21 protein-coding genes are annotated in these 23,827 nt (G+C 46.2%); 13 read left to right on the forward strand and 8 right to left on the reverse strand.

Features of this window, described 5'->3' with window-relative positions; genetic code table 11:
* The first annotated feature begins 113 nt into the window (after nucleotides 1-113).
* Nucleotides 114-875 carry a calcium-binding protein gene (locus QUA10_RS21485; RefSeq protein ID WP_333084636.1) on the forward strand — a complete coding sequence of 254 codons (762 nt, stop codon included), beginning with the start codon at nucleotides 114-116 and terminating at the stop codon, nucleotides 873-875.
* 68 nt (nucleotides 876-943) lie between these two features.
* Here QUA10_RS21485 and dxs read toward each other — a convergent pair whose 3' ends face one another.
* Together dxs and QUA10_RS21495 are read right to left on the reverse strand one after the other, a co-directional pair.
* Nucleotides 944-2,851, reverse strand: coding sequence for a 1-deoxy-D-xylulose-5-phosphate synthase (gene dxs / locus QUA10_RS21490; RefSeq protein ID WP_333084635.1), 1,908 nt, complete (start codon nucleotides 2,849-2,851; stop codon nucleotides 944-946).
* Between the two features lie 711 nt (nucleotides 2,852-3,562).
* Complete coding sequence (locus QUA10_RS21495; protein ID WP_333084634.1) at nucleotides 3,563-5,755, reverse strand: protein phosphatase 2C domain-containing protein; 2,193 nt, start codon at nucleotides 5,753-5,755, stop codon at nucleotides 3,563-3,565.
* Between the two features lie 334 nt (nucleotides 5,756-6,089).
* Between QUA10_RS21495 and QUA10_RS21500 the strand changes: the two genes are divergently transcribed.
* Nucleotides 6,090-6,521: an NfeD family protein gene (locus tag QUA10_RS21500; RefSeq protein ID WP_333084633.1), complete on the forward strand. Its 432-nt coding sequence runs from the start codon at nucleotides 6,090-6,092 to the stop codon at nucleotides 6,519-6,521.
* A 102-nt stretch (nucleotides 6,522-6,623) separates the two neighbouring features.
* Complete coding sequence (locus QUA10_RS21505; protein ID WP_333084632.1) at nucleotides 6,624-7,592, forward strand: SPFH domain-containing protein; 969 nt, start codon at nucleotides 6,624-6,626, stop codon at nucleotides 7,590-7,592.
* A gap of 446 nt (nucleotides 7,593-8,038) precedes the next feature.
* On the opposite strand, the gene cimA is transcribed toward QUA10_RS21505, so the two are convergent.
* Nucleotides 8,039-9,655 (reverse strand): citramalate synthase, encoded by a 1,617-nt coding sequence (gene cimA, locus QUA10_RS21510; protein WP_333084638.1) that lies wholly within the window; start codon nucleotides 9,653-9,655, stop codon nucleotides 8,039-8,041.
* Between the two features lie 117 nt (nucleotides 9,656-9,772).
* On the opposite strand from cimA, the gene QUA10_RS21515 reads away from it, so the two are divergent.
* The 4 genes from QUA10_RS21515 (at nucleotide 9,773) to QUA10_RS21530 (ending at nucleotide 11,961) form a co-directional block, all read left to right on the forward strand.
* Complete coding sequence (locus QUA10_RS21515) at nucleotides 9,773-10,111, forward strand: 2Fe-2S iron-sulfur cluster-binding protein (protein ID WP_333084631.1); 339 nt, start codon at nucleotides 9,773-9,775, stop codon at nucleotides 10,109-10,111.
* A 151-nt stretch (nucleotides 10,112-10,262) separates the two neighbouring features.
* Nucleotides 10,263-11,372 carry a glycine oxidase ThiO gene (thiO, locus tag QUA10_RS21520; RefSeq protein WP_333084629.1) on the forward strand — a complete coding sequence of 370 codons (1,110 nt, stop codon included), beginning with the start codon at nucleotides 10,263-10,265 and terminating at the stop codon, nucleotides 11,370-11,372.
* 113 nt (nucleotides 11,373-11,485) lie between these two features.
* Entirely contained in the window at nucleotides 11,486-11,692 is a 207-nt protein-coding gene (locus QUA10_RS21525; protein ID WP_333084628.1) for a hypothetical protein, read from the forward strand.
* Between the two features lie 2 nt (nucleotides 11,693-11,694).
* On the forward strand, nucleotides 11,695-11,961 hold the full coding sequence (locus tag QUA10_RS21530) for a type II toxin-antitoxin system YafQ family toxin (RefSeq protein WP_333086366.1): 267 nt from the start codon (nucleotides 11,695-11,697) through the stop codon (nucleotides 11,959-11,961).
* Nucleotides 11,962-12,028: 67 nt separating this feature from the next.
* Here the strand turns inward: QUA10_RS21530 and QUA10_RS21535 are convergent, their stop codons facing one another.
* Nucleotides 12,029-12,496, reverse strand: coding sequence for a hypothetical protein (locus QUA10_RS21535; RefSeq protein ID WP_333084627.1), 468 nt, complete (start codon nucleotides 12,494-12,496; stop codon nucleotides 12,029-12,031).
* 621 nt (nucleotides 12,497-13,117) lie between these two features.
* On the opposite strand from QUA10_RS21535, the gene QUA10_RS21540 reads away from it, so the two are divergent.
* Both QUA10_RS21540 and QUA10_RS21545 read left to right on the forward strand, forming a co-directional pair.
* Nucleotides 13,118-13,261 (forward strand): hypothetical protein, encoded by a 144-nt coding sequence (locus QUA10_RS21540; RefSeq protein ID WP_333086363.1) that lies wholly within the window; start codon nucleotides 13,118-13,120, stop codon nucleotides 13,259-13,261.
* A gap of 184 nt (nucleotides 13,262-13,445) precedes the next feature.
* On the forward strand, nucleotides 13,446-14,561 hold the full coding sequence (locus tag QUA10_RS21545; protein ID WP_333084626.1) for a fatty acid desaturase: 1,116 nt from the start codon (nucleotides 13,446-13,448) through the stop codon (nucleotides 14,559-14,561).
* 219 nt (nucleotides 14,562-14,780) lie between these two features.
* Here the strand turns inward: QUA10_RS21545 and QUA10_RS21550 are convergent, their stop codons facing one another.
* Nucleotides 14,781-16,529: an ABC transporter ATP-binding protein gene (locus QUA10_RS21550; RefSeq protein ID WP_333084625.1), complete on the reverse strand. Its 1,749-nt coding sequence runs from the start codon at nucleotides 16,527-16,529 to the stop codon at nucleotides 14,781-14,783.
* A gap of 459 nt (nucleotides 16,530-16,988) precedes the next feature.
* Here QUA10_RS21550 and QUA10_RS21555 point away from each other — a divergent pair, with 459 nt between their 5' ends.
* Both QUA10_RS21555 and groL read left to right on the forward strand, forming a co-directional pair.
* A complete protein-coding gene (locus QUA10_RS21555; RefSeq protein WP_333086364.1) occupies nucleotides 16,989-17,147 on the forward strand; it encodes a hypothetical protein in 159 nt (52 codons plus the stop codon).
* Between the two features lie 30 nt (nucleotides 17,148-17,177).
* Complete coding sequence (gene groL, locus QUA10_RS21560) at nucleotides 17,178-18,869, forward strand: chaperonin GroEL (RefSeq protein ID WP_333084624.1); 1,692 nt, start codon at nucleotides 17,178-17,180, stop codon at nucleotides 18,867-18,869.
* A 478-nt stretch (nucleotides 18,870-19,347) separates the two neighbouring features.
* On the opposite strand, the gene QUA10_RS21565 is transcribed toward groL, so the two are convergent.
* On the reverse strand, nucleotides 19,348-19,605 hold the full coding sequence (locus QUA10_RS21565; protein WP_050813024.1) for a DUF2811 domain-containing protein: 258 nt from the start codon (nucleotides 19,603-19,605) through the stop codon (nucleotides 19,348-19,350).
* Between the two features lie 210 nt (nucleotides 19,606-19,815).
* Here QUA10_RS21565 and QUA10_RS21570 point away from each other — a divergent pair, with 210 nt between their 5' ends.
* Nucleotides 19,816-20,013 carry a hypothetical protein gene (locus tag QUA10_RS21570; RefSeq protein WP_333086365.1) on the forward strand — a complete coding sequence of 66 codons (198 nt, stop codon included), beginning with the start codon at nucleotides 19,816-19,818 and terminating at the stop codon, nucleotides 20,011-20,013.
* A gap of 106 nt (nucleotides 20,014-20,119) precedes the next feature.
* Here QUA10_RS21570 and QUA10_RS21575 read toward each other — a convergent pair whose 3' ends face one another.
* Together QUA10_RS21575 and QUA10_RS21580 are read right to left on the reverse strand one after the other, a co-directional pair.
* The gene (locus QUA10_RS21575) at nucleotides 20,120-20,341 is read right to left on the reverse strand and encodes a hypothetical protein (RefSeq protein ID WP_333084622.1); all 222 of its coding nucleotides are present in this window, start codon (nucleotides 20,339-20,341) and stop codon (nucleotides 20,120-20,122) included.
* Nucleotides 20,342-20,445: 104 nt separating this feature from the next.
* The gene (locus tag QUA10_RS21580; RefSeq protein WP_333084621.1) at nucleotides 20,446-21,105 is read right to left on the reverse strand and encodes a class I SAM-dependent methyltransferase; all 660 of its coding nucleotides are present in this window, start codon (nucleotides 21,103-21,105) and stop codon (nucleotides 20,446-20,448) included.
* A gap of 664 nt (nucleotides 21,106-21,769) precedes the next feature.
* Here QUA10_RS21580 and QUA10_RS21585 point away from each other — a divergent pair.
* Nucleotides 21,770-23,815 carry a sensor histidine kinase gene (locus QUA10_RS21585; protein WP_333084620.1) on the forward strand — a complete coding sequence of 682 codons (2,046 nt, stop codon included), beginning with the start codon at nucleotides 21,770-21,772 and terminating at the stop codon, nucleotides 23,813-23,815.
* Nucleotides 23,816-23,827: the final 12 nt, after the last annotated feature.

Genomic DNA, 23,827 nt, shown 5'->3' on the forward strand with positions numbered 1-23,827 from the left:
TCTAGGGAGTAGGGTTTCATTGTTCTCTTTCTTACCACCTCTAATATTGTACCTAATCGTTAAGCAAAGTGCTGTATATTTATTGGTTGAATTGAATATTTCTGAAATCAATTATGGCAAATACTTTTAACTTGACTCCTAATCCTGATAATTTTACAGTCGTTCCTGGTTTGATGATTCAGTTCCCTGGAGGTGTTCTTGCCTTAGATGGCAATGATACAATCAGAGGCTCGTTTGAGAGTGAAATCATCAACGGAAATGCTGGTAAAGATATTTTATTCGGTAGTGATGGCAATGACAACTTGCAAGGCGGTAGAGACGAAGATGATTTATACGGCGAAGTTGGTCGAGATTCTCTCATTGGCGGTCTTGGTGATGATTATATCGCAGGTGGTGACGGAGACGACATTTTGAATGGCGGTCGAGGTGATGATTTCTTAGATGGAGGTGCAGGTAACGATACTCTGAGCGGCGACCTGGGTTACACTCTCTATAAAGGGGGAACTGGTAGTGATGTGTTCGTCCTAAGAACAGATATTGTTTTAGGAGATCCACAGCGCAACCCTAACAGTAGTTTACAGGCGTGGGATACCATTCTAGACTTTGAAAAGTCTCTTGATAAAATTGGTCTGACTAACGGTCTAACTGAGGCAAACATCAGACTCACCACTTATTCAATCCCATTGCGAAATATTGGCTTTGTTTCGGGGAGATTTCCTCAAGAAGGCAAAATTTCAGTAGCCGACTATGATCCAGATAGCAATGGTAGTTATGACGCTACTACTATTCAAATTGCTTCAAGCGGTCAAATTCTAGGTAGAGTTATGAATGTGACACCATCGGACTTGCGGGGTCGTTTTATTACACTGTCATAGATCGGGTATTTCTTAGGATTAGTCTCGAAGGGTAAGGTGCGCTAGGCGCACCCTACTATTTTAGCTATTTACACGCTAACAGGAGACTGTTTGCGGCTGAATGTTGCTAAGATGCGATCGCACATTTGCGACGGAGTTAATCCTAAACTTGCAAATGATTGCTCTGGCGTTGCATGATCTACCAATGTATCCGGTACGCCCAGACGCATCAGTGGCACGAGAACATTATTGTCGAGCAAAGATTCAGCAACTGCTGAACCGAAGCCTCCCATCAAACATCCTTCTTCCATTGTGACAACTTTGCCGATTCGTTGTGCTAAAGGCAAGATTAATTCGGTGTCCAAAGGCTTGACAAAACGCGCATTGATCACAGTTGCTTCAATACCGTGTTCACTCAGCATCTCGGCAGTTTGCATTGCCGGATAAACCATTGAACCGTAACCCAGTATCAGCACATCGTCGCCGTTGCGGAGAATTTCGGCTTTGCCGATCGGCAATTCTTCCCAACCTTCCTCCATCAAAGGCACGCCGTAACCGTTGCCGCGCGGGTAACGCATCGTGATCGGACCGCTGGTGTGGTTGATTCCCGTGACTATCATCCGCTGCAATTCTGCCTCATCTTTTGGTGCCATAACTACCATATTTGGCAGGCAGCGCAAGAAGGCAATGTCGTACATTCCTTGGTGAGTGGGGCCGTCAGCACCGACAATGCCGGCGCGATCCAAACAGAAGAAAACTGGCAAATTTTGGATGCAAACATCGTGAATTATTTGGTCATAGCCTCGCTGCACAAATGTCGAGTAAATTGCCACAACCGGGCGCATTCCTTCGCAGGCTAAACCAGCGGATAAAGTCACGGCGTGCTGTTCGGCAATCCCGACATCAATGTACTGTTTAGGCAGTTTTTCATGAAGTTTATCCAGACCTGTTCCGGTTGCCATTGCAGCGGTAATGCCGACAATTTTGGGATTATCTTCTGCTAGCTTGACTAGGGCGTGGGCAAATACTTTCGAGTAAGCTGGAGGCTTGGGTTTGGTGGAAGGAATGCCTTTGCCTGTGGCTAAGTTAAAGGGATTTTGGGCGTGATATCCTACTTGGTCTTTTTCGGCGATCGCATATCCTTTGCCTTTCACCGTCACCACATGAACCAACACCGGCCCTTGGATGGTATGAGCTTGTTTGAAAGTGGCAATTAACTCTTCCAAATTGTGTCCATCTACCGGGCCCATGTAAGTAAAGCCCAATTCTTCAATTACTGCTCCAACTTTCGAGACAGCCAAGCGTTTCATCCCTTCTTTGAGGCGTTCCATTTCTGGAGTAAAAGTTTCGCCGACAAAGGGAATGTGTTTGAATTGTTCCTCTAAGTTATCTTTGAGAAACTGCACCGGTGGCGACAATCGCATCTTGTTCAAATACCGCGTAATTGCGCCGACGTTGGGCGAGATTGACATCTCGTTGTCGTTGAGCACAACTAACAAATTGGTTTTCGGCATATGGCCCGCGTGGTTGATGGCTTCGAGTGCCATGCCACCAGTCAATGCGCCGTCGCCGATGACTGCTACAGTTTTAAAGTTTTCCCCCTTGAGGTCGCGCGCCATTGCCATGCCTAACGCTGCGGAAATGCTTGTGGAAGCGTGACCTGCACCGAAGTGGTCAAATTTGCTCTCGCAGCGCTTGAGATAGCCTGCAACGCCGTCTTTTTGGCGTAGGGTGTGGAATTGGTTGTAGCGGCCGGTGATTAATTTGTGAGGATAAGCTTGGTGGCCGACATCCCAGGTAACTTTGTCGCGATCTAGGTCGAGTGTTTGGTAGAGTGCTAAGGTCAGTTCGACTACACCCAATCCTGGGCCGAGGTGGCCGCCGCTAGCGGCTACAGTTTCTAAATGCTTTTCTCGAATTTGTCGGGCAATTTGTTCGAGTTGATGAATCGAGAGGCCGTGTAATTGGTTTGGGTGAGTCAGTTCGCTGAGATGCATATTTTAAAATCTTGCTCCTGTGAATCAGGACGAATCCTTAACAGATATAGGTTGTGCCTGCGAGGTTGGCTACGCGCAAACGTTAGAATAGTTTAACGGTTATTTGAGAAAAACTGTTAGGCGTAAGATTTTTGTTATTTTTGACCTGGTAATTATAGTTAATAAATTGTGCGCCGTCAATATCAAAAAAGCTTATGTTGTTAGTTGCTAATCGCTAATTGTTAGCTGCCTGCAGATTATTAAGTATTTTTAACTACTTTTTGTAGTGATGGCTGACTTTTTAGCCATCTTGTTTCTGCAAGCGGACTATGATACAAAATCATTAACTGTGATGGAGCATCTCATATTTGTAAAAACACTTTTTCTGGCTCCTTCCTTCTGCCTCAAAAATTTAATTTCTAGCTTTGCTGCAAAAGTGAGATGCTCCTCTGTGAAGTGTGATTTATATACAGGGTATTCCAGGTTTATGAAGGACACCCCAGAAACCAGGTTTCTTTACAGTTCTCGCATCCTTACTAATTCTGTTCAAAAAACCCGGTTTCTCGCGATCTACATCTACATGGAATATGCTGTAAATCAACAACCTCTACCAGAAATCATTCCATTTACACTGGAAAAGTTTTCCCGAATTTGGATAGTAGAGAGCTGCGACGCTCGAAGCATTGTTTTGTAAGCTCAAAGTGGATTCCGGCGACGGCGAGAGGCTCTCGCTTACTCCGCTGATGGCAAAGGAGTTTCCGCTTCTTCCGGCGGAATTTCCGCAGGAGTAGATTCGGGCGACGGCGAGGGACTCTCGGCCCCGGGCAGCGGAATTTCCGCAGGAGTAGATTCGGGCGACGGCGAGGGACTCTCGGCCCCGGGCGACGGAATTTCCGCAGGAGTAGATTCGGGCGACGGCGAGGGACTCTCAGCCCCGGGCGACGGAATTTCCGCAGGACTTGGGGCGGGAGTTTCCGGCGGTGGCGGAAGTGGTGCGGGATCTGGCTGCGGGCTTTGGAGGCTTTGCACCCACAAACCTAAACCGCCGCCGGCTAATATCAGCCCCAACACCCCCAGTAGGGGCAACTGCAGCTTGGAGCGCCGTTTTTGAACTGGTTCCGGGGCGGGGGAAGTTTCGGGGTACAACAACTGTTTGGACGATTCTGAAAGCTGAGATTCTGGAATCCTCCCGGACTTCTGGAGGGACCGCGGCAGGGACGGCGGCAGCGACACCGAGGCGGACGCTGGCGCTGACGCCGGCGCTGACGCAACCGCCGGATCAAACAGTACCAATCTCTCCGGCGACATCCGACAGTGAGTGGCCACCACGGAGGTGTTGTCATAACCGTTTTTCTCGTTGGCGAGACGAATCCAAGACTGAACTGCCGCTTCCAAAGACATTTTGCCCTCAAGCACCTCTGGGCCATAATTCTCCCAAGATTTCTCTACCCAGTCGTTGTCGCTCAAACCGTCGGAACACAGCAGCAGTAAGCCTTCCTCTTCGACAATAAATCGCTGAATCGTCGGGCGCAGGAAATCGGCATCCCGCGTGCCCAAAGCTTGAGTCAGGGCTCCCGCATCGGATCGCAGTTGAGTCTCCCAGTACAAACAATGTCCTAGCTGGACTTCCCTTGAGGCTACGTCGTCGTCCACAGTCAGCCGGTGACAGTAATTTTTGCCAATCCAATAAGCGCGGCTGTCTCCAACATTGACTAAATAAAGTTCGTGGCTGTTATTCGAGGGCAAATCCTCGGAAATTTTCACTTTTTGAGGCAACTGGAGGGCCATCACCAAAGTCGTCCCCATCCGTTGCCGCAACTCTTTTCCCTGCTCATTATTTTGAGCGGAAATCACATTATTCACAACTCTGACTATTTCTTCAAGTTGCTTGATGACCATTGTTGGCGTCATCAATTCTTCTTGTTGAGCAATTTCTGCGAGCAAATTTTGGATTAAAGCTTTCAGGGACTGCACGGCTAATTGACTGGCAACTTCTCCTCCTTCGTGGCCTCCAACCCCGTCGCAAACCATTGTCAAGTAAGGAATTAGTTTCTCGCCCCCTGAAGTTTTGCTAAATTGAAAATCAGCAGCAACCGGATAGCAACTGTCTTCATTTTGGGAGCGCTGTGGCCCGGTATCAGTCATGCCGACTACTTCTAAGTGCAGAGGCAATTGAGCGGCTTGTTCTAATAATAAATCGTTTAGTTCCAGGGCGATCGCCTCGAAATTCATGCTGCTGCGGCGCATAAACTGACAAATCTCTCCGAGTTTCGACTGCACCTCGGGTTGCGCTGATTCCACCAAACCTGACCACACATCTCCCAAATCCCGCAGCGTCGGTACAAAATTGCCCCGGTGCAGTTCCAGCAGGCGTACCCGCCAACCTTCCACCCGCAAATTTTCCGGTACCAGCAAACTCGAAGCGACTCCCTGTTCCGACAGCGGCGCCCACAGTTGGAGCATTTGCCACAGCCAGTAAACTTGGCGCGCGGCGGTTGTCCCAGACCAAGATTCTAAAATAGAAGGATACAGGCGACCGAAATTATTGATGGGCACATTTTGCAACAACAGCACTTCTGTGGCTTCCGGTGCTTCCCCAAGCGAACAAAAACCGTATACTTCCGGCGTATGCAGCCGTTGGGGATACAAATGCAGGTAAGGCATAATCGTATCCGGCAGTTGTTCCGGGACGCTCGGAGGCAAAGCTGGACGGCTGTCGAGCCAGATTTGGGGTGCAATGACAAAGTATCGATCGGCTATTACCTTACCCGCCGGCACTTCCTCGGCTGCTTCTCCCACCACCCACACATAGCGATAAATTAAATCCGTTTCGCACGCTGCACAGTGCTGGCGGCCAAAGGTATTGCGGGGATCTGGACAGCTAAGATTCGGGCAATAAATGGGTTCGGAGAAACTGCTGATCATATCGAAATAGTTTGTGTAAAAACATTCTGAAGATATATGCTTCGCAAGCCCAAATTCATGAGCTTGAGAATAAACTGATTTTAGCCCCTATCAATTTCTTAACTGCCTTTGGGCCCCTAGAAATTGTAGTTTCTGCCAGTCTGCACCAGCTTAAATTGTAATTTAAGTTACTAAACTCAGACTTCGAGTACGATGGAAGCCTCAACGTGGTACCGCTGCGCGAAAAATCGCTTTGAGGGCCAGCAAGTCGCAAACCCTTGCAGAGTCAGTTGTTGGCATTTCTTAAATCTTAAATTTCCAATCTAAGATCTAAATAGTATCACCTATTCTTTTTATGATCTTGACTCCGACGCTCCTTTGGCTGATAGCTGGGTCTTTGCTCTGTTTGGCAGAGCTATTTCTCCCGACTGCTTTTGTCGCTTTTATGATGGGACTGAGCGCCTTCGCGGTAGCTGGATGTTCTCTAGTTCTACCTTACGTTAATTTACAAATATTCCTGTGGATGGTATTTTCGACAGTTTTGGTGCTGCTGTCTCGGCGGTTGACACCAAAAGGCACCGCAAGGGCGATCGCAGATTCTCAGGAAGCAAAAACTTTAACAGAAATTCCCCCCGGAGAAGCCGGCCGAGTCATTTATGAGGGGAATTCTTGGCAAGCTCGCTGCGAAGACACGAAGGCCACTATCCCCCCCAACCAAAACGTAATTGTCGTGGGACGAAAAGGCACTACTCTGATAGTTTTGCCAGAAAATCTCTTGCATTCTTAAGCAAAATGCGTAATTAATCACAGACAATTAGTAGTTAGTCATCAGTCTTTAGTCAACATTTAACACTCAACAGTCAACACTCAACATTTATAGGAGGCGACCGTGGAACAATTTTTTTTACTTGTATTTTTAGCACTCGGCGGCTCAGCCCTCGCAGGTTCCGTCAAGATTATCAATCAGGGAAATGAAGCGCTGGTGGAAACTTTAGGTAAATACAGTGGCAGGAGACTGGAACCAGGTTTAAATTTTGTCAAGCCGTTTCTCGATCGCGTCGTGTACGAGCAAACAATTCGGGAAAAAGTCTTAGATATTCCTCCGCAAGCTTGTATTACCCGCGACAACGTTTCCATCACCGTTGATGCTGTGGTTTACTGGCGCATTGTAGACTTGGAAAAAGCTTGTTACAAAGTAGAAAATCTCCAGTCAGCAATGGTAAATATGGTGCTGACTCAAATTCGCGCCGAAATGGGTCAACTGGATCTCGAACAAACCTTTACTGCTCGTTCTCAAATTAATGAAATCTTGCTCAGAGATTTAGATATTGTTACTGATCCTTGGGGAGTGAAAGTAACGCGGGTAGAATTGCGCGATATTATCCCTTCTAAAACTGTACAGGAATCGATGGAATTGCAGATGGCAGCCGATCGACGCAAGCGGGCAGCAATTCTGACATCCGAGGGCGAACGCGAGTCAGCAGTTAACAGCGCCAAAGGTAAAGCAGAAGCGCAAGTTTTGGATGCAGAAGCGCGCCAAAAAGCGACTATTTTGGAGGCGGAAGCTCAACAAAAGGCGATCGTCCTGAAAGCTCAAGCAGAACGCCAAAGTCAGGTTTTGAAAGCTCAAGCTACTTCTGAGGCCTTGCAAATAATCGCCAAAACTCTGCAAAATGACCCCACTGCTCGCGAAGCTTTACAATTTTTGTTAGCTCAAAACTATCTCGATATGGGCTTGAAAATTGGCACCAGCGACAGCAGCAAGGTGATGTTTATGGATCCGCGCAGCATTCCCGCCACGCTCGAAGGAATGCGATCGATCGTTGGGGAAGGTAATAATAATGAGGTGAAAAAGTAGGGGAGCATCTCATATTTGTAAAAACACTTCTTCTGGCTCCTTCTGCCTCGCAGCAAGAGAGCCTCATGCCTCAAAACTCCAATTTTGGGCTTGGCTGCTTTCATTGAGATGCTCCCAAAAGTAGGGGAGCATCTCACATTTGTAAAAACACTTCTTCTGGCTCCTTCCTTCTGATATCGTTTCCGGTTGCATCGGAATCATAAAATCGAGTCAACAGTTAACACTCAACTATTCAGTTTTTCGACCCCTCCTTCTACAGTCAACAGTCAACAATCACGGACGGTGTAACCGGAATTGATATGACTCTTTCCTCCTGCCTCGCAGCAAGAGAGCCTCATGCCTCAAAACTCCAATTTTGGGCTTGGCTGCTTTCATTGAGATGCTCCCCTTGGTATTTGGTATCTATTTAAACATCGATATTCAGGCAACTTCTCTTGGTCGTTAACCTAATAACTCGACACAGTTAAAACGATCGCCTCCCTATCTCCCAACACCAAACCATACTCTAAACCCTCAACAACCGCCTGATAAGAAGCATCCAAAATATTACCAGAAACCCCAACAGTCGTCCAGCGATCTTGACCGTTGCTAAACTCAGCCAACACGCGAGTTTTAGCAGAAGTTCCCGCACATCCGTCCAGAATTCGCACCTTATAATCTGTTAAGTTAAAATCAGTAATTGCCGGATAAAAATTCCGCAAAGCCTTCCGCAAAGCCGCATCAAGTGCCGAAACAGGCCCGTTTCCTTCCGCGCATTCCAGAATATCTTGACCGTTAACAGTCACTTTCACGGTTGCTAAAGAATTAACTGTTTCCTCCCTACCTTTATCGCAGTGAACTTGAAAACCTTTGATTTCAAATAAATGCTTGCGCTTTCCCAAGGCCTCCCGCATTAACAATTCAAAAGAAGCCTCAGCACCCTCAAATTGATATCCCTGACTTTCCAAATCTTTCAATTTTTCCAAAATTTGGCGGCAAGCAGGATTTTTGCGATCGAGATCCATGCCAAAAGTGCGCGCTTTCGCCAAAACATTGCTCAAACCCGCTTGATCCGAAATCACAATTCGCCGCCTGTTGCCAATTTTTTCCGGTTCCAAATGTTCGTAAGTTAACGGATTTTTTTCCACAGCCGAGACGTGAATTCCGCCTTTGTGAGCAAAAGCCGAAAGACCCACAAAAGGAGCATGATCATCGGGAGCAAGATTGACAATTTCGCTAATCGATCGACTTACTTGAGTTAATCTAACTAATTGCTCGTCTTCAATGCAATTCTGACCCAACTTTAGCTGAAAATTTGGAATCAAAGAACATAAATCCGCATTGCCGCAGCGTTCGCCGTAACCGTTAATAGTTCCCTGTACCATCCTCACTCCTTCCCGCACAGCAGCCAAAGCATTAGCAACCGCAACTCCTGAGTCGTTGTGAGTGTGAATTCCTAATTGTAAAGATTTTTCGCGATTGGTTCCTAAAGCTTCTAAAACCTCACGAACAACCTGACTGACTTCGTGAGGTAAAGTACCCCCGTTAGTATCGCAAAGTACCAGCCATTCTGCACCAGCATCGGCGGCAGCTTCTAAAGTTTTAATAGCATAATCTGGATTTTGTTTGTAGCCGTCAAACCAGTGTTCTGCATCGTAAATAACGCGCCTTCCCTGACTCCGCAAATATTCAATTGTATCTCGAATCATCGCCAGATTTTCTTCTAGCGTCGTCTTCAAACTTTCAATAACGTGCAAATCCCACGACTTGCCAAACAACGTCACCCAGCGAGTACCGGCGGACAAAATAGCCTGCAACATTTCATCATTAGCTGCCGTAGTTCCCGGCCGCCTAGTCGAACAAAAAGCTACAACTTCGGCTTGAGTTAGGGGCTGTTCTTTGAGACGCCAAAAAAATTGTACGTCTTTAGGATTTGCCCCCGGCCAGCCGCCTTCAATAAAGGGAATTCCTAAACTGTCTAACTGTCGAGCAATTCGCAGTTTGTCTTCGAGAGATAAGGAGAGTCCCTCGCACTGAGCACCGTCTCGCAGCGTGGTATCGTAGATCCAGAGCCGATTTGTCATGGGAAATTGCGATCGAGAAATTGGTAATATATCACTTACCATATTAGATGAATTTATTTGAATTTAATGCGATAATATATAGGAAAATTAACATAAATCTAATTGGGGTAAATTGCTGTGGTCAAGGTACAAGCGCAAGGAAAAACATTTGAGTGCGATCGCGGAGCCAATCTCCGTGAAGTTTTGCTCAAAAACGGCATCGATCTCTACAACGGCAACGCCAAAGTCATCAACTGCCACGGCCTCGGCACTTGCGGCACCTGCGCCGTCACGGTCGAGGGCGAAGTTTCCGAGCCCCAGTGGCGCGAAAAAGCCCGACTTTCGGTTCCTCCCCATTCTTCCACCTCCAACCGCCGTTTGTCCTGCCAAACCAAGGTTTTAGGCGATATTAAGGTGACAAAATATGACGGTTTCTGGGGTCAAGGTTCTGAAACTGTCTGGAAACCCCAAGCATAGATTTTTTGTTAAGGAAGGCAGATAGGACGATCGCCTTGCCAGATAATCTGTAAGAATTGTGCAAGAATTCTAACTGTAAGGTGCCGCGTGTGCACCTTACCATAAAGAAATCCGAGAGGTTAAAAAACCCAGAAAGTCCATATAAAAGTTAATGAATTCATCTAAAGATATTCTGATTATTGGCGGCGGAATAATTGGCCTTTCGCTAGCAGTAGAACTCAAATTGCGAGGGGCATCTGTCGCAGTTCTCACCGCCGATTCTAAACAACCGACGGCCCGGGCTGCTGCGGGAATGCTTGCCCCGCAAGCCGAACGAATTCCCCCCAGTCCGATGCTAGATTTGTGCTTGCAAAGCCGCGCACTGTATCCTGCCTGGGTGGAACGGCTAGAAGATATTACCGGATTGAAAACGGGATATTGGCGATCGGGAATTCTCGCACCAGTTTGTCAAAATGAGCCTCAAGAAAAGCCGCTTTTGTCAAACCTTAACTCTCAATGGTTGGACAGAGATACTGTTCGCCAGCACCAGTTTGGATTAGGTCAAGAAGTAATTGGCGGTTGGTGGTATCCTGACGACGCTCAAGTAGACAACCGCGCTTTATTTCGGACGCTTCAGACCGCAACTAAAGAATTGCAGATTGAGATTATTCAAGGCAGTGCAGAGGAAATCATTCGGCAGAAAAACCGAGTTTTTGGAGTAGAAACAACGGCAGGAAAATTACAAGCTGACCGTTATGTTTTGGCTGCGGGCCCTTGGTCTGAGAAATTACTGGATATTCCTGTTTTTCCAAGAAAGGGACAAATGCTGTCAGTATGTGTACCAGAAGATAGGGGAGTTATCCAGCCCCTGCAAACCGTTCTATTCGGGACTGGCATTTATATTGTGCCACGTCAAGATGGCAGAATTATTATTGGTGCAACTAGCGAAAATGTCGATTTCACGCCCGGAAATACGCCTGCAGGAATCCAAAGTTTGCTAGCAGGAGCGATTAAGTTATATCCCGAATTACAAAATTATCCGATTCTGGAGTTTTGGTGGGGATTTCGGCCGACTACGACCGATGAATTGCCGATTTTGGGTGCTAGCGCTTGGGAGAATTTAACATGGGCTACGGGGCATTACCGTAATGGCATTTTGTTGGCTCCGGTGACGGCTAAATTGTTGGCTGATTTGATTGGGAATCAGAAATTAGATCCGTTATTGGCTGCTTTTCATTATTCGAGATTTCCTGAATCTTGGAAGTTTAAAAATGGTAAATAGTGAGATTTTTTGCTTTTTTTAAGACGAGGCAGAGCCGGGGAACGAGAAACAAAAGTCAACCAAAAGAATATTTTTTTCTATAATCTAATCAGCACAATAGGGTTTTGTAAGTTATGACTTTCAGTGATGTGGTCGAGACGATCAAAAATCTTTCTACTGACGAAAAGCAAGAGCTTCAACTGTTGTTGAAGCAATATCTCCGGGAAGAACGTCGCGAAGAGATGTATCAAAACTTTAAGTCAGCGCAGATTGAAGAACAAAAAGGTGAACTGAAATTTTTCGCTAACATGAATGAACTCAGAGTAATGATAGAGGAATAATCCTGGAAGTCAGTTTCAGTTCTTCATTCAAGCGTGCTTTCAAAAAGCGGATCAAAGGCGATGCTGATTTGGAGGCTAGGTTTTGGCAAAAGCTGGAACAGTTCATCAGAGAGCCGTTTGAACCAAGCTTAAAAACTCATAAATTGTCCGGTAGGCTCCAGGAGTTTTGGAGCTTTAGCGTAGATTACGACGAAAGGGTACTTTTCTACTTTACAGAAGACGGAAAAGCTGTCTTTGTAGATTTGGGAAGTCATGATGAAGTATATTAATCGACACAACAGTTGCTACAGTACCTCTGGAAGTAGCGCGCCAAACCATTTTTTGGTAAGTCCTGAATTAGTTCGCATCCTGTTTTTTGGGTTGATTTAATTCCCTGCATTTAGCGGCAGCCAAATCGTAAGCATTTTGGTAATCGCTACCGCCTAACATCAAATCGCCGTAATATTCATAAGGTTGATTGCCATAAATCGGCAGCGGGTCGTCTTCCGGGTAATCTTCTTTTGATTCTTCTAGGATTGCTTTGAGTTTCTTGACGCTGAAGCGCTGGACTGGGAAGTAATGAATGTCTTGAGCGATGAAACCGAGATGGGGAAAGGTTGGGTCAACAATTCGCTCGTCTAGTTCAATCCAGCTATATTCGATGGGTTTATATGGCACTCCCGGCACGGCTAAAAAGCCTTGAACATAAATCGCGCCCTCGGTGGTTAACGCTGCTTTACAGGCGTTGTCAAAGCAGTTTTTACGGTTGCTTTTGATGCGAGCGGCCATTTCAATAGAAAGCGTCTCATCTAATAGTTCTGTCATAACCCATTTCTAGTCGCGTGTGCGATTAGATTGTAGCAAATCAGAGCTATCTCCGAGCACAAAAAACGCAGGCAATTACGATCGCTCCTCAAATTCTCTTCTCAAGGACTTTAGCCAAAATCCTCTGCGGTTGTGGATGTTGTGTCAGGTTTGGTTTCCGGGGCGGGCGGTTTCTAGATCGCCCCTATCGCCCGCCCATAAAAAGTTTTCGCCAATAGCCCAACTTTTGAGCGTGCGATCGAGTTGGGCTAGAACCCGGTACAGTAAAGTGTGGCACAGACGATGCAAGCAAAAATAGTGGCATAAATTACTGAATGGCGTGCAACCAACCAATGATATTCATGCCTTCCGGTGCAGCGATTTGTTCGGCTGTTGACAGGCTTCACAGTTTTTTCTGTAAACAAAGCAGAGTTGTGATAACCTCATAAATGTGCAAAAATCGGTTCCAACAAAAAAACCTTTGGAAGAAACGGGAAAGTCCGGCGTAAATCCGCCCCTGTCCCGCAAATGTGATGAGATTATACAGTCTCTACGGTTCCGCATCACTTGCAATTCCTAACTGAATTATCGCTAACAGATTATCTGTAACGACTGTCAAGAGAGCCATCCGCTATCTCAATTTTGCTTCAAATCATTGCGACATACCATCCCACCCAAGAAATTATTCTGCTAACAAATGACGGTCAAATAGAAATCGATTTTCTGCAACAATTAGAAATTACTCTTGCCGTTTGTTATGAGCAAGTACGTCTATGCTGGGATTAATTTCAGCTTGGCGAAACCATCCAAAGGAGGAGCTAATGAACTAAATATTATCAGCAGTTTTGTAAAGTATGGGCAAAATTTTAACCGCAATTAACCCAATTACCTGCAATAAAACAATGCCAAAAATACCCATCCTATCCTGATGGTAAGCTAAGCACTGATCCACACACCATAGACATACTGAATGAAAAACGCGATCAAAAAGTCGGATTTTGTGCTAGCTCCTTATATGAAGAGCAACAACTTGAAAGCTAGTTGCCAAATACTCAATACAGTGATTCCTTATACATTTTTATGGTTTTTAGCCTTTAAAGCGGCTGCCATTTCTGTATTTCTGCTGCCGCCGATAATGGTGTTGATGACACTTTTTTCAGGACGTTGTTTCTCTTTGATGCACGATTGCGGACACTATTCTCTTTTTAGTTCCAAAAAAGTCAATCGCATTATGGGTTTTCTGCTAGGTATCATCAATGCGATTCCTCAGTATCCCTGGTCGAGGGGACACGCTTATCACCACAAACATAATGGTAATTGGGATATGTACCGAGGCCCTTCGGCGTTGATATCCACCGAGAAATTTGCGGCGCTAAGCCCATTTAGTCAAAAAATCTATCAGTTACTCAGACACCCATTGATGCTGTTTCCAGGTGGTTTTTTCTATCTAATTATTAAGCCACGACTCGCGCTAATCTTGGGAATTACTGGTTTTATCCGACATATTTTTGCTTGTCTCAAGCAAGATTTTGGCATGGGTTTATCTGGAATCATGGCTTCTTATAAATCCAAACATTGGTATACGACGGCTGAATTTTGGGATTTACTGTTCAACAATATTTGTGTTGTTGGTAGCTGGATTTATCTGAGCAACTTACTGGGGTTTGGCTTTTTCTGGAGTGTTTACTCAATTGTCATGACCTGTTCAGCAGCAATATTTATCTGTATTTTCTTTGTACAGCATAATTTTGACGGTTCCTACGCCCACAGAACAGAGGGCTGGGACTATCTGCTGGGCGCAATAGAAGGCAGCAGTTATCTGAAATTACCAACTATTCTTAATTGGTTTTCGGCTGATATTGCTTACCACAATATTCATCATCTCTCTGAGCGAATACCTAACTATAATCTTCGGGCTTGTCACAATGCTAATATTCACCTGCTGGCTGATTCAAAATCACTGACAATTCGCGATATTCCTAACTGCTTCCAATTCATTCTTTGGGATGCTGCTTCAGATAGTCTGCAATCGATTAAATTATTTCACCAACAAGAAGAAATTCCCTTGAGTAATGTAGCTAATTAAAATCGGTGGGCAATAAATTTGCTTGCTTCTTTATCCCCACAATCCTATGATCTCGTTTCCGGTTGCACCGGAATTATATAGAGGAGACCGCGAGTGTCCCGTGTCCCTACACGGATTAATTGTAGGGACACGGGACACTCGCGGTGTCGAAAGCTGTGGGTAATATTAATTCCGATGCTAGCTAGCGGATTTGATATAAATCAAAGTATCTGTCACTTGTCAATGCAGCAATTCCTCTAATTTTTGCTGGTTCCACAAATACTGATAAAGCCCTGTTTGCCCTACCAATTCAAGGTGAGTGCCGCTCTGAACTATTTCTCCTCTCTCCATCACAAAAATGCGATCGGCACTGGCCGCCGCTGACATTTGATGCGAGATAAAAATTACTGTTTTGCGATCGGTTCCCGTTGCCAAGTTTCGCAAAATGTCGGTAGCAGTTTGATTGTCAACGCTGGAAAGAGCGTCATCCAAAATTAACACCGGGGCGTCAACTAACAAAGCGCGAGCAAGTGCCGTCCGCTGGCGCTGTCCGCCGGATAAAGTAATGCCGCGCTCGCCAACAACTGTTTTGTACTGCTGCGGAAAGTTGAGGATTTCGGCGTGAATTTGCGCTTGTTTTGCTGCGGCTTCAATCTCCGGCTGTTCCGCTAAAGGGTTTCCGTAGCGGATGTTATTCTTGATGGTAGTGCCGAACAGAAAACTTTCTTGTGGAACGTAGGCGATCGCCCCGCGCAATTCTGTCAATTTTACCTCGGTAATATCCTGTCCGTCTACAAATAACTGACCCCGATCGATGTCCAGCAGTCTGGGCAGTGCATTAGCTAAAGTTGATTTTCCTGAGCCGATCGCCCCGACAATTGCGACAGTTTCGCCCGGTTTTATGGTAAAATCAACATTTTTAAGCGCGGGTGTGTTAGCACCCGGATAAGTATAATTTAGATGGCGAGCCGCAATTTCGCCTTTGACTGGAGTTGCCAGTTCCACTGCGTCGGCAGCATCCTTAATTTGCGGTTCCACAGTCAGAATTGATTCGATGCGATCGACACTCACTTCTCCCCGCTGGTAAGCAGTAATTGTGAAACCCAACAGCGCCGTCGGAAACACCAAACGCTCGACATAAATCAGCAACGCCACAAAATCGCCAATGCTAATTTGACCATTAGCAATTGCCCCGCCACCAGCAGAAAGCAGCACCAACAAACTGATGCTTGCCAAACCGCCCAGCAGTGGAAAAATAAAGTTTCTAGTTTTTGCTAATTCTAAATTTGCTGATAGCAACTTCGCATTGGAATTGCGAAAAGCTCGGCGTTCGTTCTCTTCTTGAGCGTAGATTTTAATTACGGACATCCCGCTCATATCTTCTTGAATTAAATCGCTCATCGCCGACAATTCCTCTTGCACGGCTAACTGTTGGATGCGAAGTTTGTCGCTAAATAACTGTACCAAAACCAGCATTAAAGGATAAACTGCAATCGCAAACAGTGTCAGCCTTACATTAATCCCCAGCATCACCGGCAAAGTCAAAGCATAGGCAAATGCCGTATTCGCCAAACTCAGCACCGCAAACCCCACCAAGCGCCGAATATTGTCCAAATCGGAAGTAGCGCGGTTAATTAAATCTCCTACCGTATTGGCTGCAAAATAAGACGGTTCTAATGTTAATAAATGATTAAATATTTGCTGTTTGAGGTCAAATTCCACTTGACGCCCGACGCCAAACAGCAAAATCCGCGACGCCATCCGAATCACCCACATAATTGAGGCGAGAATCAGAATTAGTGCCACGAAGTTGAAAACTTCGTCAAATTTTGTCGCCACTTGCAGAGTGTCAACTGAATTCCTAATTAGCAGGGGAATATAAACGCCCACAGCATTGACAACTAATAGCGAAAAAATGCCCCAGAATGTTGGTTTCCAGTGCGGGCGCATATAAGATCCGAGTTTTTGCAGTCGAGAATAACGAGCCATTTGTTAGTGCGTAATTTGAGATTGATTGAGGAAAGAAAGAAGGTTCGGCAACGAGCAATGTACGGGATGTAACGGATGGATGCTGAAGGAAGAAGGAGTCTTCCCCAAGGTTTTCAGCAATTAACAACGTCCTAATAGTCTTGGCTGTTGTGTTGCTATAGAAGGTAGAAGTTTGAAAAATAAGAGAAGCTATAGCAATCCTAAATCAGTTGTAAAAATATGTAGGGGTAGTGCCCCCGTGCCTACCCCCCACGGATCGGCGCAACCACGGGGGGTTTGCCCCTACAAAAATTACACAATTTATTTAGAATCGCTATATATCGAAAGGTAGATGACCGAAAACACAAGTTAAGAAATTTTTAATAAAAATTCTGCTTTGGGATAACGTGCCATCAAAATTAGGTTTTGGTATTAACTAAAACCTGATTATATCGATATGTAACAAACCACATTATATCTGTGGGAACACGAGATATGTGGGGACACGGCAATGCCCTGTCCTTAGCCACCCGGAACGATCGCCCCAATCTCCAATCCGTCCCCGCAATCCCCCACACCGTTGAGTCGCGCTACAATCAAAAATCGATCAACTTAGCACTCAGCCTCAGAGAGTGCTAAATTTGCTAATGTAAGCGATTGGAGACAAACATGACCAAAATAGTTGCATTTAGCGACAAATCTCGGCGGGCACTAGAACGCGGCGTCAATCAACTCGCCGATGCTGTCCGCATCACCTTGGGCCCGAAAGGCCGGAACGTCCTATTGGAAAAGAAATACGGCGCTCCCCAAATCGTTAACGACGGTATCACCGTTGCTAGGGATATCGAACTCGAAGACCCCCTGGAAAATGCCGGCGCTCGCTTAATTCAAGAAGTCGCCTCCAAAACTAAAGATATCGCAGGCGACGGCACAACAACCGCAACGGTTCTAGCTCAATCCCTCATTCGCGAAGGTTTGAAGAATGTCGCTGCAGGCGCAAACCCAGTCGCGCTGCGCCGGGGTATTGAAAAAACGATCGCCCACTTGGTGCTGGAAATCGAGAAATTGGCGAAACCCGTCGAAGGGGCTGCAATTGCTCAAGTCGCCACTGTCTCCGCCGGTAACGACGAAGAAGTCGGCGCCATGATTGCCCAAGCAATGGAAAAAGTCACCAAAGACGGCGTAATTACTGTTGAAGAGTCGAAATCTCTGACAACAGAATTGGAAGTTGTCGAAGGGATGCAGTACGATCGCGGATATCTTTCTCCGTATTTCGTCACTAACACCGATCGCATGGAAGTTGAGTACGAAAACGCTCGCATCCTGATTACCGACAAAAAAATTAGCTCGATTCAAGAACTCATTCCAGTTCTCGAAAAAATCGCCCGCACCGGTCAACCCCTGCTAATTATCGCCGAAGATATTGAAGGCGAAGCTTTGGCAACTCTGGTAGTCAACAAAGCCCGCGGCGTATTGAACATCGCAGCAACGAAATCTCCTGGTTTTGGGGAGCGGCGCAAAGCTATGCTTCAAGATATCGCCGTTCTCACTGGCGGTCAACTGATCTCCGAAGAAGTCGGACTCAGCATCGATACCGCAACCCTAGAAATGCTCGGTACCGCCCGCAAAATTACGATCGACAAAGAAAACACGATCGTTGTTGCTGGCGAAGAACACAAAGCTGACGTGCTAAAACGGATCGAGCAAATCCGCAAGCAGCTAGAAGCGACGGATTCCGACTACGACAAGGAAAAGCTAACCGAACGAATCGCCAAACTCGCCGGCGGCATCGCTGTAATTAAAGTCGGCGCAGCTACCGAAACCGAGCTCAAAGACCGTAAACTGCGTATTGAAGACGCTCTGAACGCTACTAAAGCTGCTGTGGAAGAAGGTATCGTTGCCGGCGGTGGCACGACGCTAATTCACCTGATTACAAAAATAGATGCGATCAGAAATACTTTAGACGCCGAAGAACAAGTAGGCGCTGACTTGGTGAAGAAAGCTTTGGAAGCACCTTTGCGTCAAATCGCTGATAATGCGGGTGTTGAAGGTTCGATCGTCATCGAGCGAGTGCGGGCGAGCGAGTTTAACATTGGCTACAACGCTCTCACCGACGTGTACGAAGATATGATTGCCGCCGGAATTATTGACCCGGCTAAGGTGGTGCGATCGGCTTTGCAAAATGCCGGTTCCATCGCTGGTATGGTTTTGACCACTGAAGCTGTGATTGTCGAAAAACCCGAGAAGAAAAAAGCCGGCGGCGACATGGGCGACATGGGCGGCATGGGCGGCATGGGCGGCATGGGCGGCATGGGCGGCATGGGCGGCATGGGCGGCATGGGCGGCATGGGCATGATGTAGTCTTCAGCCATTAGTTTGTAGTGTGTAGAGTGCGCCATAAGCACCATGGGTGTAAACAAGCGCGTCTTATTTACTAACCGTCTACTGTTTGACGATTAAGGCAGTTTATCCCCCCGGCATCCCCTGATAGTCCGGGGGGATTTTTCATTCTCTTGTAGGGGTAGTCCCCCCGTGGCTGCCCCAATCCCACCCAATGCCTAACAAATCGTGGATGAGATGGGTCGGGTCGGCATTTTTGGCACGACAATAGTCAAAAGGCTGGTTTTCCTGAGAATGAAACAGCCCTGCCCTGATAGTCCGGGGGGACTTGAAGCTATCAAAGTTTCCTTCTTAAGGGAGATGCAATGGAGCTCGGCATTAAGCTATAAGCGATAGTTCTCAGGGATTTTAAGCTGAAGTTGCCACCTCTGCAGTGCGCGCCCTCTCGGTCAACTAAAATCCTTCGCAGAAACCGCGTCTCCCCCTCTCCCCTGATCCTTTAAGACGACGGAGTTACATTGTTGCTGTGCAAGTCTTGAGGAGATTGAAACAGAGTTTCGAGATAAACTCTCGCAGCTTGGCGATAACTGCGCGAAGCTTCAGGCGTACCGCTATCGGCATTCTGCAACAAAAACAGCGACAGGGCGGCGCAAAATACCCGGTCTAGATCCCATTCCGGATGGGTTTCCAGGTAAGTTTTGAGAGAATCGTGCAGCGTTTCGGGAATTTCAGCAAAAATACTGACTGTTGGGTTCATCATTTTTTTTAGTCTCGCTAATAAATTGAAAACAGAACCCCCCTTTCGGCCGGATACAGGTGCAGGCACAGCCGAAATCAGAGCGCTTTTTTTAGGTCGGTCGCATCATTGTGCGCTATGAGGGGGTGGGTTTGTCAATGTTGCGAAATATTACAAAGTCCTTTAGATAAAAAAAAGGTTTACCAAATAATAAGCTTTTCAGGGCATTTTTTGTTACATATCTTTACGTTGTGCGGGGTTTATGAGGAATTAGGCAGCAAGTTAAGGAAATCCCCAATTCCGCAGCAAGATGCTACCGTGCCGTTAATTTCTGTGGAAAACTTTGTCGAATCTGTGGAAAACCTCAGACTTGCCTGTGGAAACGCTGTGGAATGTTTAGGGAAAAGTCAGGGAAAAAATAAGAATTGAAACGGGCTTGGGGCATGGGGCAGGGGGCATGGGGCATGGGGCATGGGGCATGGGGCATGGGTAGCAAATAACAAATGATTAATGACTGCTGACTGCTGACTGCTGACTAATGACTTCCTAAGTGCCACTCTGCCGCTTTTTGGCCGATGGTTGCCAGTTCTGCCGGCGGCATTTTGTCGAGATTGGCTAAGATAAAGCTCATGCGGACTGAAGTTTGTCGCGGTGGCGCGCTAGGAAATCCCAGTAGGGAAGATTTATCATCTGTGCGGTTGATAGCAGCTAGGTTCTGCCAAAGTCGATCGCCTAATATCCAAACGCCAACAGTCATTTTATTTGTTTCACCATTTCACCATAAAAGTTATCTTTTACTTTTTATGACGGCTGGTGGTCTATTCCGAAAACTTAATTTGCTGAAAAATCACACCTCAAAACTCATAATTTCTCGGCTTGTGGCGATAAGGTACTAGAGCATAACATTGATTTCCAAAGATAGGGACATCGACCAGCAAATTTAAATTTTATGTCGGTGTATCCTTCATCTGTTAATAACTTAGTCAGCGTATCTACTGAAAAAAATTTAATGTGACCGTTATCCCAAAGAACGGTAAAATGTTGATCTAGTTTGCCAGAAACCGCTAAAGCCAGATTTTTTAAATAGCCGTGATATGGTGTGGAAATAATTAATCTTCCTCCCGGCTTGAGGCATCTTTTCGCAGTTTTTGCTAGTTCTTTAGGATAAAGCAAGTGTTCGATTACTTCAATAGCTAAGACAACATCAAATGAGTTCAAAATATCGGTATCTGGAAGGTCGTAAATATCTGCTTCGATAAACTGACACTCGGGGAAACTTTGACGGGAGATGGCAATTCCGGCCGCTGAAGTGTCAACGCCGACAACTTCGCAGCCGTGCTCTGCGATAACGTGACTGAGGCTGCCATTGCCGCAGCCGAGATCCAAAACTCGGAGTTTTGTCTTGCTGGTATGCTGAAGTGCCGCCAGCATTTCTAAAAGGGGAGATATCAAATAAGCGTGATGATATCTCGGACGGTTGTTTGTGTAATAATACGTATAATTGCTAAAGTTTTTTTTCATCGATTAAGCTATGGAGATTATTGCCGAGACCGCGAATTTACGGAGCGTGGGTGCACTGTTTGGGCAAAGGTTCCCCACATTAGGGTTGTCAGAGTCGATCGGCAGCTTGATCGTCTCATTCTTTTTGTTTGACAGGTGAATTATTGTCACTGAATCAATCGGATGGCAAAAGAAATATTTGACAGGGTGTAAAATCTCGCATCGTCCATCTCTGACCCATTTCTCGAAGGCCTTGGGAAAGAAAAAGTCCGATCGAGCAAGAATGATCTCTGTACACTAGCCGGAAACCGAACTTTTTGCCTGTTAATTGGGGGCGAGTGCATCTATGCGATTCTAGCTTCAAGCCACTGCGGTATGTCCACCCGATGCTTTTTGCAGCCTGAAAAATAGGCATCGGGGCGATCGGGTGTCACTCGCTCCGAGAATTGAGAAGGGAAGTGTGACCGAAATCACAGGCATTTGCCCAACAAATTGCTGAGCATCTTTTAGTCCACACACTTAGAATCGAGATTACTACAGTGGCTTCTATAATTGTGTTTAAATGTTGTTCTGAAGCTGTGTTGTCCAGTCAGCAGAGCCCCCTAGACAGATTCATGCTTTCGGTCTGGTTTATTTCACTGTAATGGTCGCTGTTGGGTGTTGCACCTTAATTTAGATATTTCCTATGGTTAAGTTAGGTCAATCCTCCTTTCGCCGTATTTTACTGTCGCGGATTTTGTTGCTCAGCGTACCTGTTCTACTGGTGGGGGAGTATGTTACCTATCGCAAGGCACGCTCGACGCTTCTGGAAACTGCTCGTCAAAACTTGACAGAAAGTGCAGTCAGAAAAGCAGAAACTATTGAACAGTGGGCGAAATCGCTGAAGTCGAATCTGATCGGCGCTTCGGAAAGCTCGATGTTGCAGTCGGTAGATCCGAAGGATTATCAAAAGTTTATCGCCCAATTAGGGCAGCGGTTGCCAGCGCAGGTTGATTGCTTGCAATTGACTAATTTAAAGACCAATCAAGTGATAGCAAGCACTTGCGGGCAGCAGCCGATTCAGTCGTTGCCGGCAAAATTTTGGCCACCCGTACAGCAGCAGCAAACGCTGCTGGACGACAAGAGCGTTTACATCAGTCTGTCTTTACCTCCGCAGCGACAGGGGACAGCAAACGATCAGAAGGCGGCTTTGGGGGCTGAGGATTTTCCCGATGCGGGTAAAGAAGGCTCCGATAGCCAAGCGAGTTTGGTGTTGAGCGCTCCTGTTTACATTCGTCGGGGCAATACCCTGCAGTTGAGTTATGCTTTGAGTTTGCAGTCGGCATTGCCTGTGCAAACCAGCGCTCCCAAGGGTTCTTTAGCCGGCTATACGGTGGCGATCGACCAAGATGGGACGATTTTGGCGCACCCGAATATCAATCGCGTGGGCCGCAATATTGACCAAGAGGCAGATGCCGCTCGACTAAAAAGTATTGTCAGAAGGGCGATCGCCGGCGGAACAGCTTTTCTACACCTATTTTCCTTTGAAAGAAATGGTGTAGAGTTGCTAGCAGGATACGCTGCTATCCCGAGTCCTTCAACTACACAGGAGAACAGCAAGTGGATTATTTTAGCTGTCTCTCGTTTAGATTACGCTCTGTCGGGTTTGGAAGAAATTCAGCAAGTTTTATTTAATTTAATTGTAGGTTTGGTTGCTGCTAGTATCATCGCGACTTTATATCTGTCTCGTGACTTGGCGCGTCCTGTGGAAAAACTGAGAGACTACGCGATGAAAGTAGATACAGAAGCGTCGCAGACAGTGCCACAAAATTTCCAAATTAGGGAATTCAATCAACTATCAGAAGCACTAAACAGCATGGTGCAGGGTCTCAGATCCAGGGCCAAAGAATTGGAAGTCGCAACCAAGGAAGCGCAAGTTGCCAATCAATTAAAAAATGAATTTTTGGGCAATATTTCTCACGAATTGAGAACCCCGCTCAACGGGATTATTGGTTTTATTCAAATTGTGCGGGACGGCTACTGCGATGACCGAGATGAAGAAATGGAATTTTTACAGCGGGCCCACGACTCGTCAATGCAATTGCTCAATATTATTAATGATATTTTGGACATTGCTAAAATAGAATCCGGCACGTTCTCCATGATGTTAGAAGTAGTTGATATTACTCAGGTACTTGAAGACGCGATTGATTTGCAAGCGACTCCAATTGAGGAAAAAGGCTTGAAGTTAAGTTTGCCAGCTCCTCACGATCCGATTATTGTTCATGCCGATCCGGAGAAGCTAAAACAGGTTTTTTTAAATGTTTTGAGCAATGCGGTTAAGTTTACAGAGTCGGGCAGCATTAATATATCTGTGCGGCTAGAGTCGAGGACTAATTCTGGTAGTTTTAACGGCAGTGGAGAAAGTACGACTGGCACCAGCGGTCAAAGCGATTGGGTGGTGGTGACAATTAAAGATACGGGAATTGGTATAGATCCCGAGCACCAGCAGAAATTGTTTCAACCTTTTGTGATGGCTGATGGTTCTACAACTCGCAAGTTTGGCGGTAACGGTTTAGGCTTGGCTATCTCGCGAAGGATAATGGAATCTATGATCGGAAGCATTACCCTGCACAGCGCGGGCGTGAATCAAGGTACTACGGTGATGATTTCTTTGCCGGTAAATCAGCAGTCAAGTTTTTATTTTCACAGCCCCGACTTAGTAACGGAAAAGGGAAATTTCAAAAGTTGAGGAGTGATGTTC

It is taken from the genome of Microcoleus sp. Pol8_D6, from assembly GCF_036700965.1.
In the GTDB taxonomy this organism is placed as follows: Bacteria; Cyanobacteriota; Cyanobacteriia; order Cyanobacteriales; family Microcoleaceae; genus Microcoleus.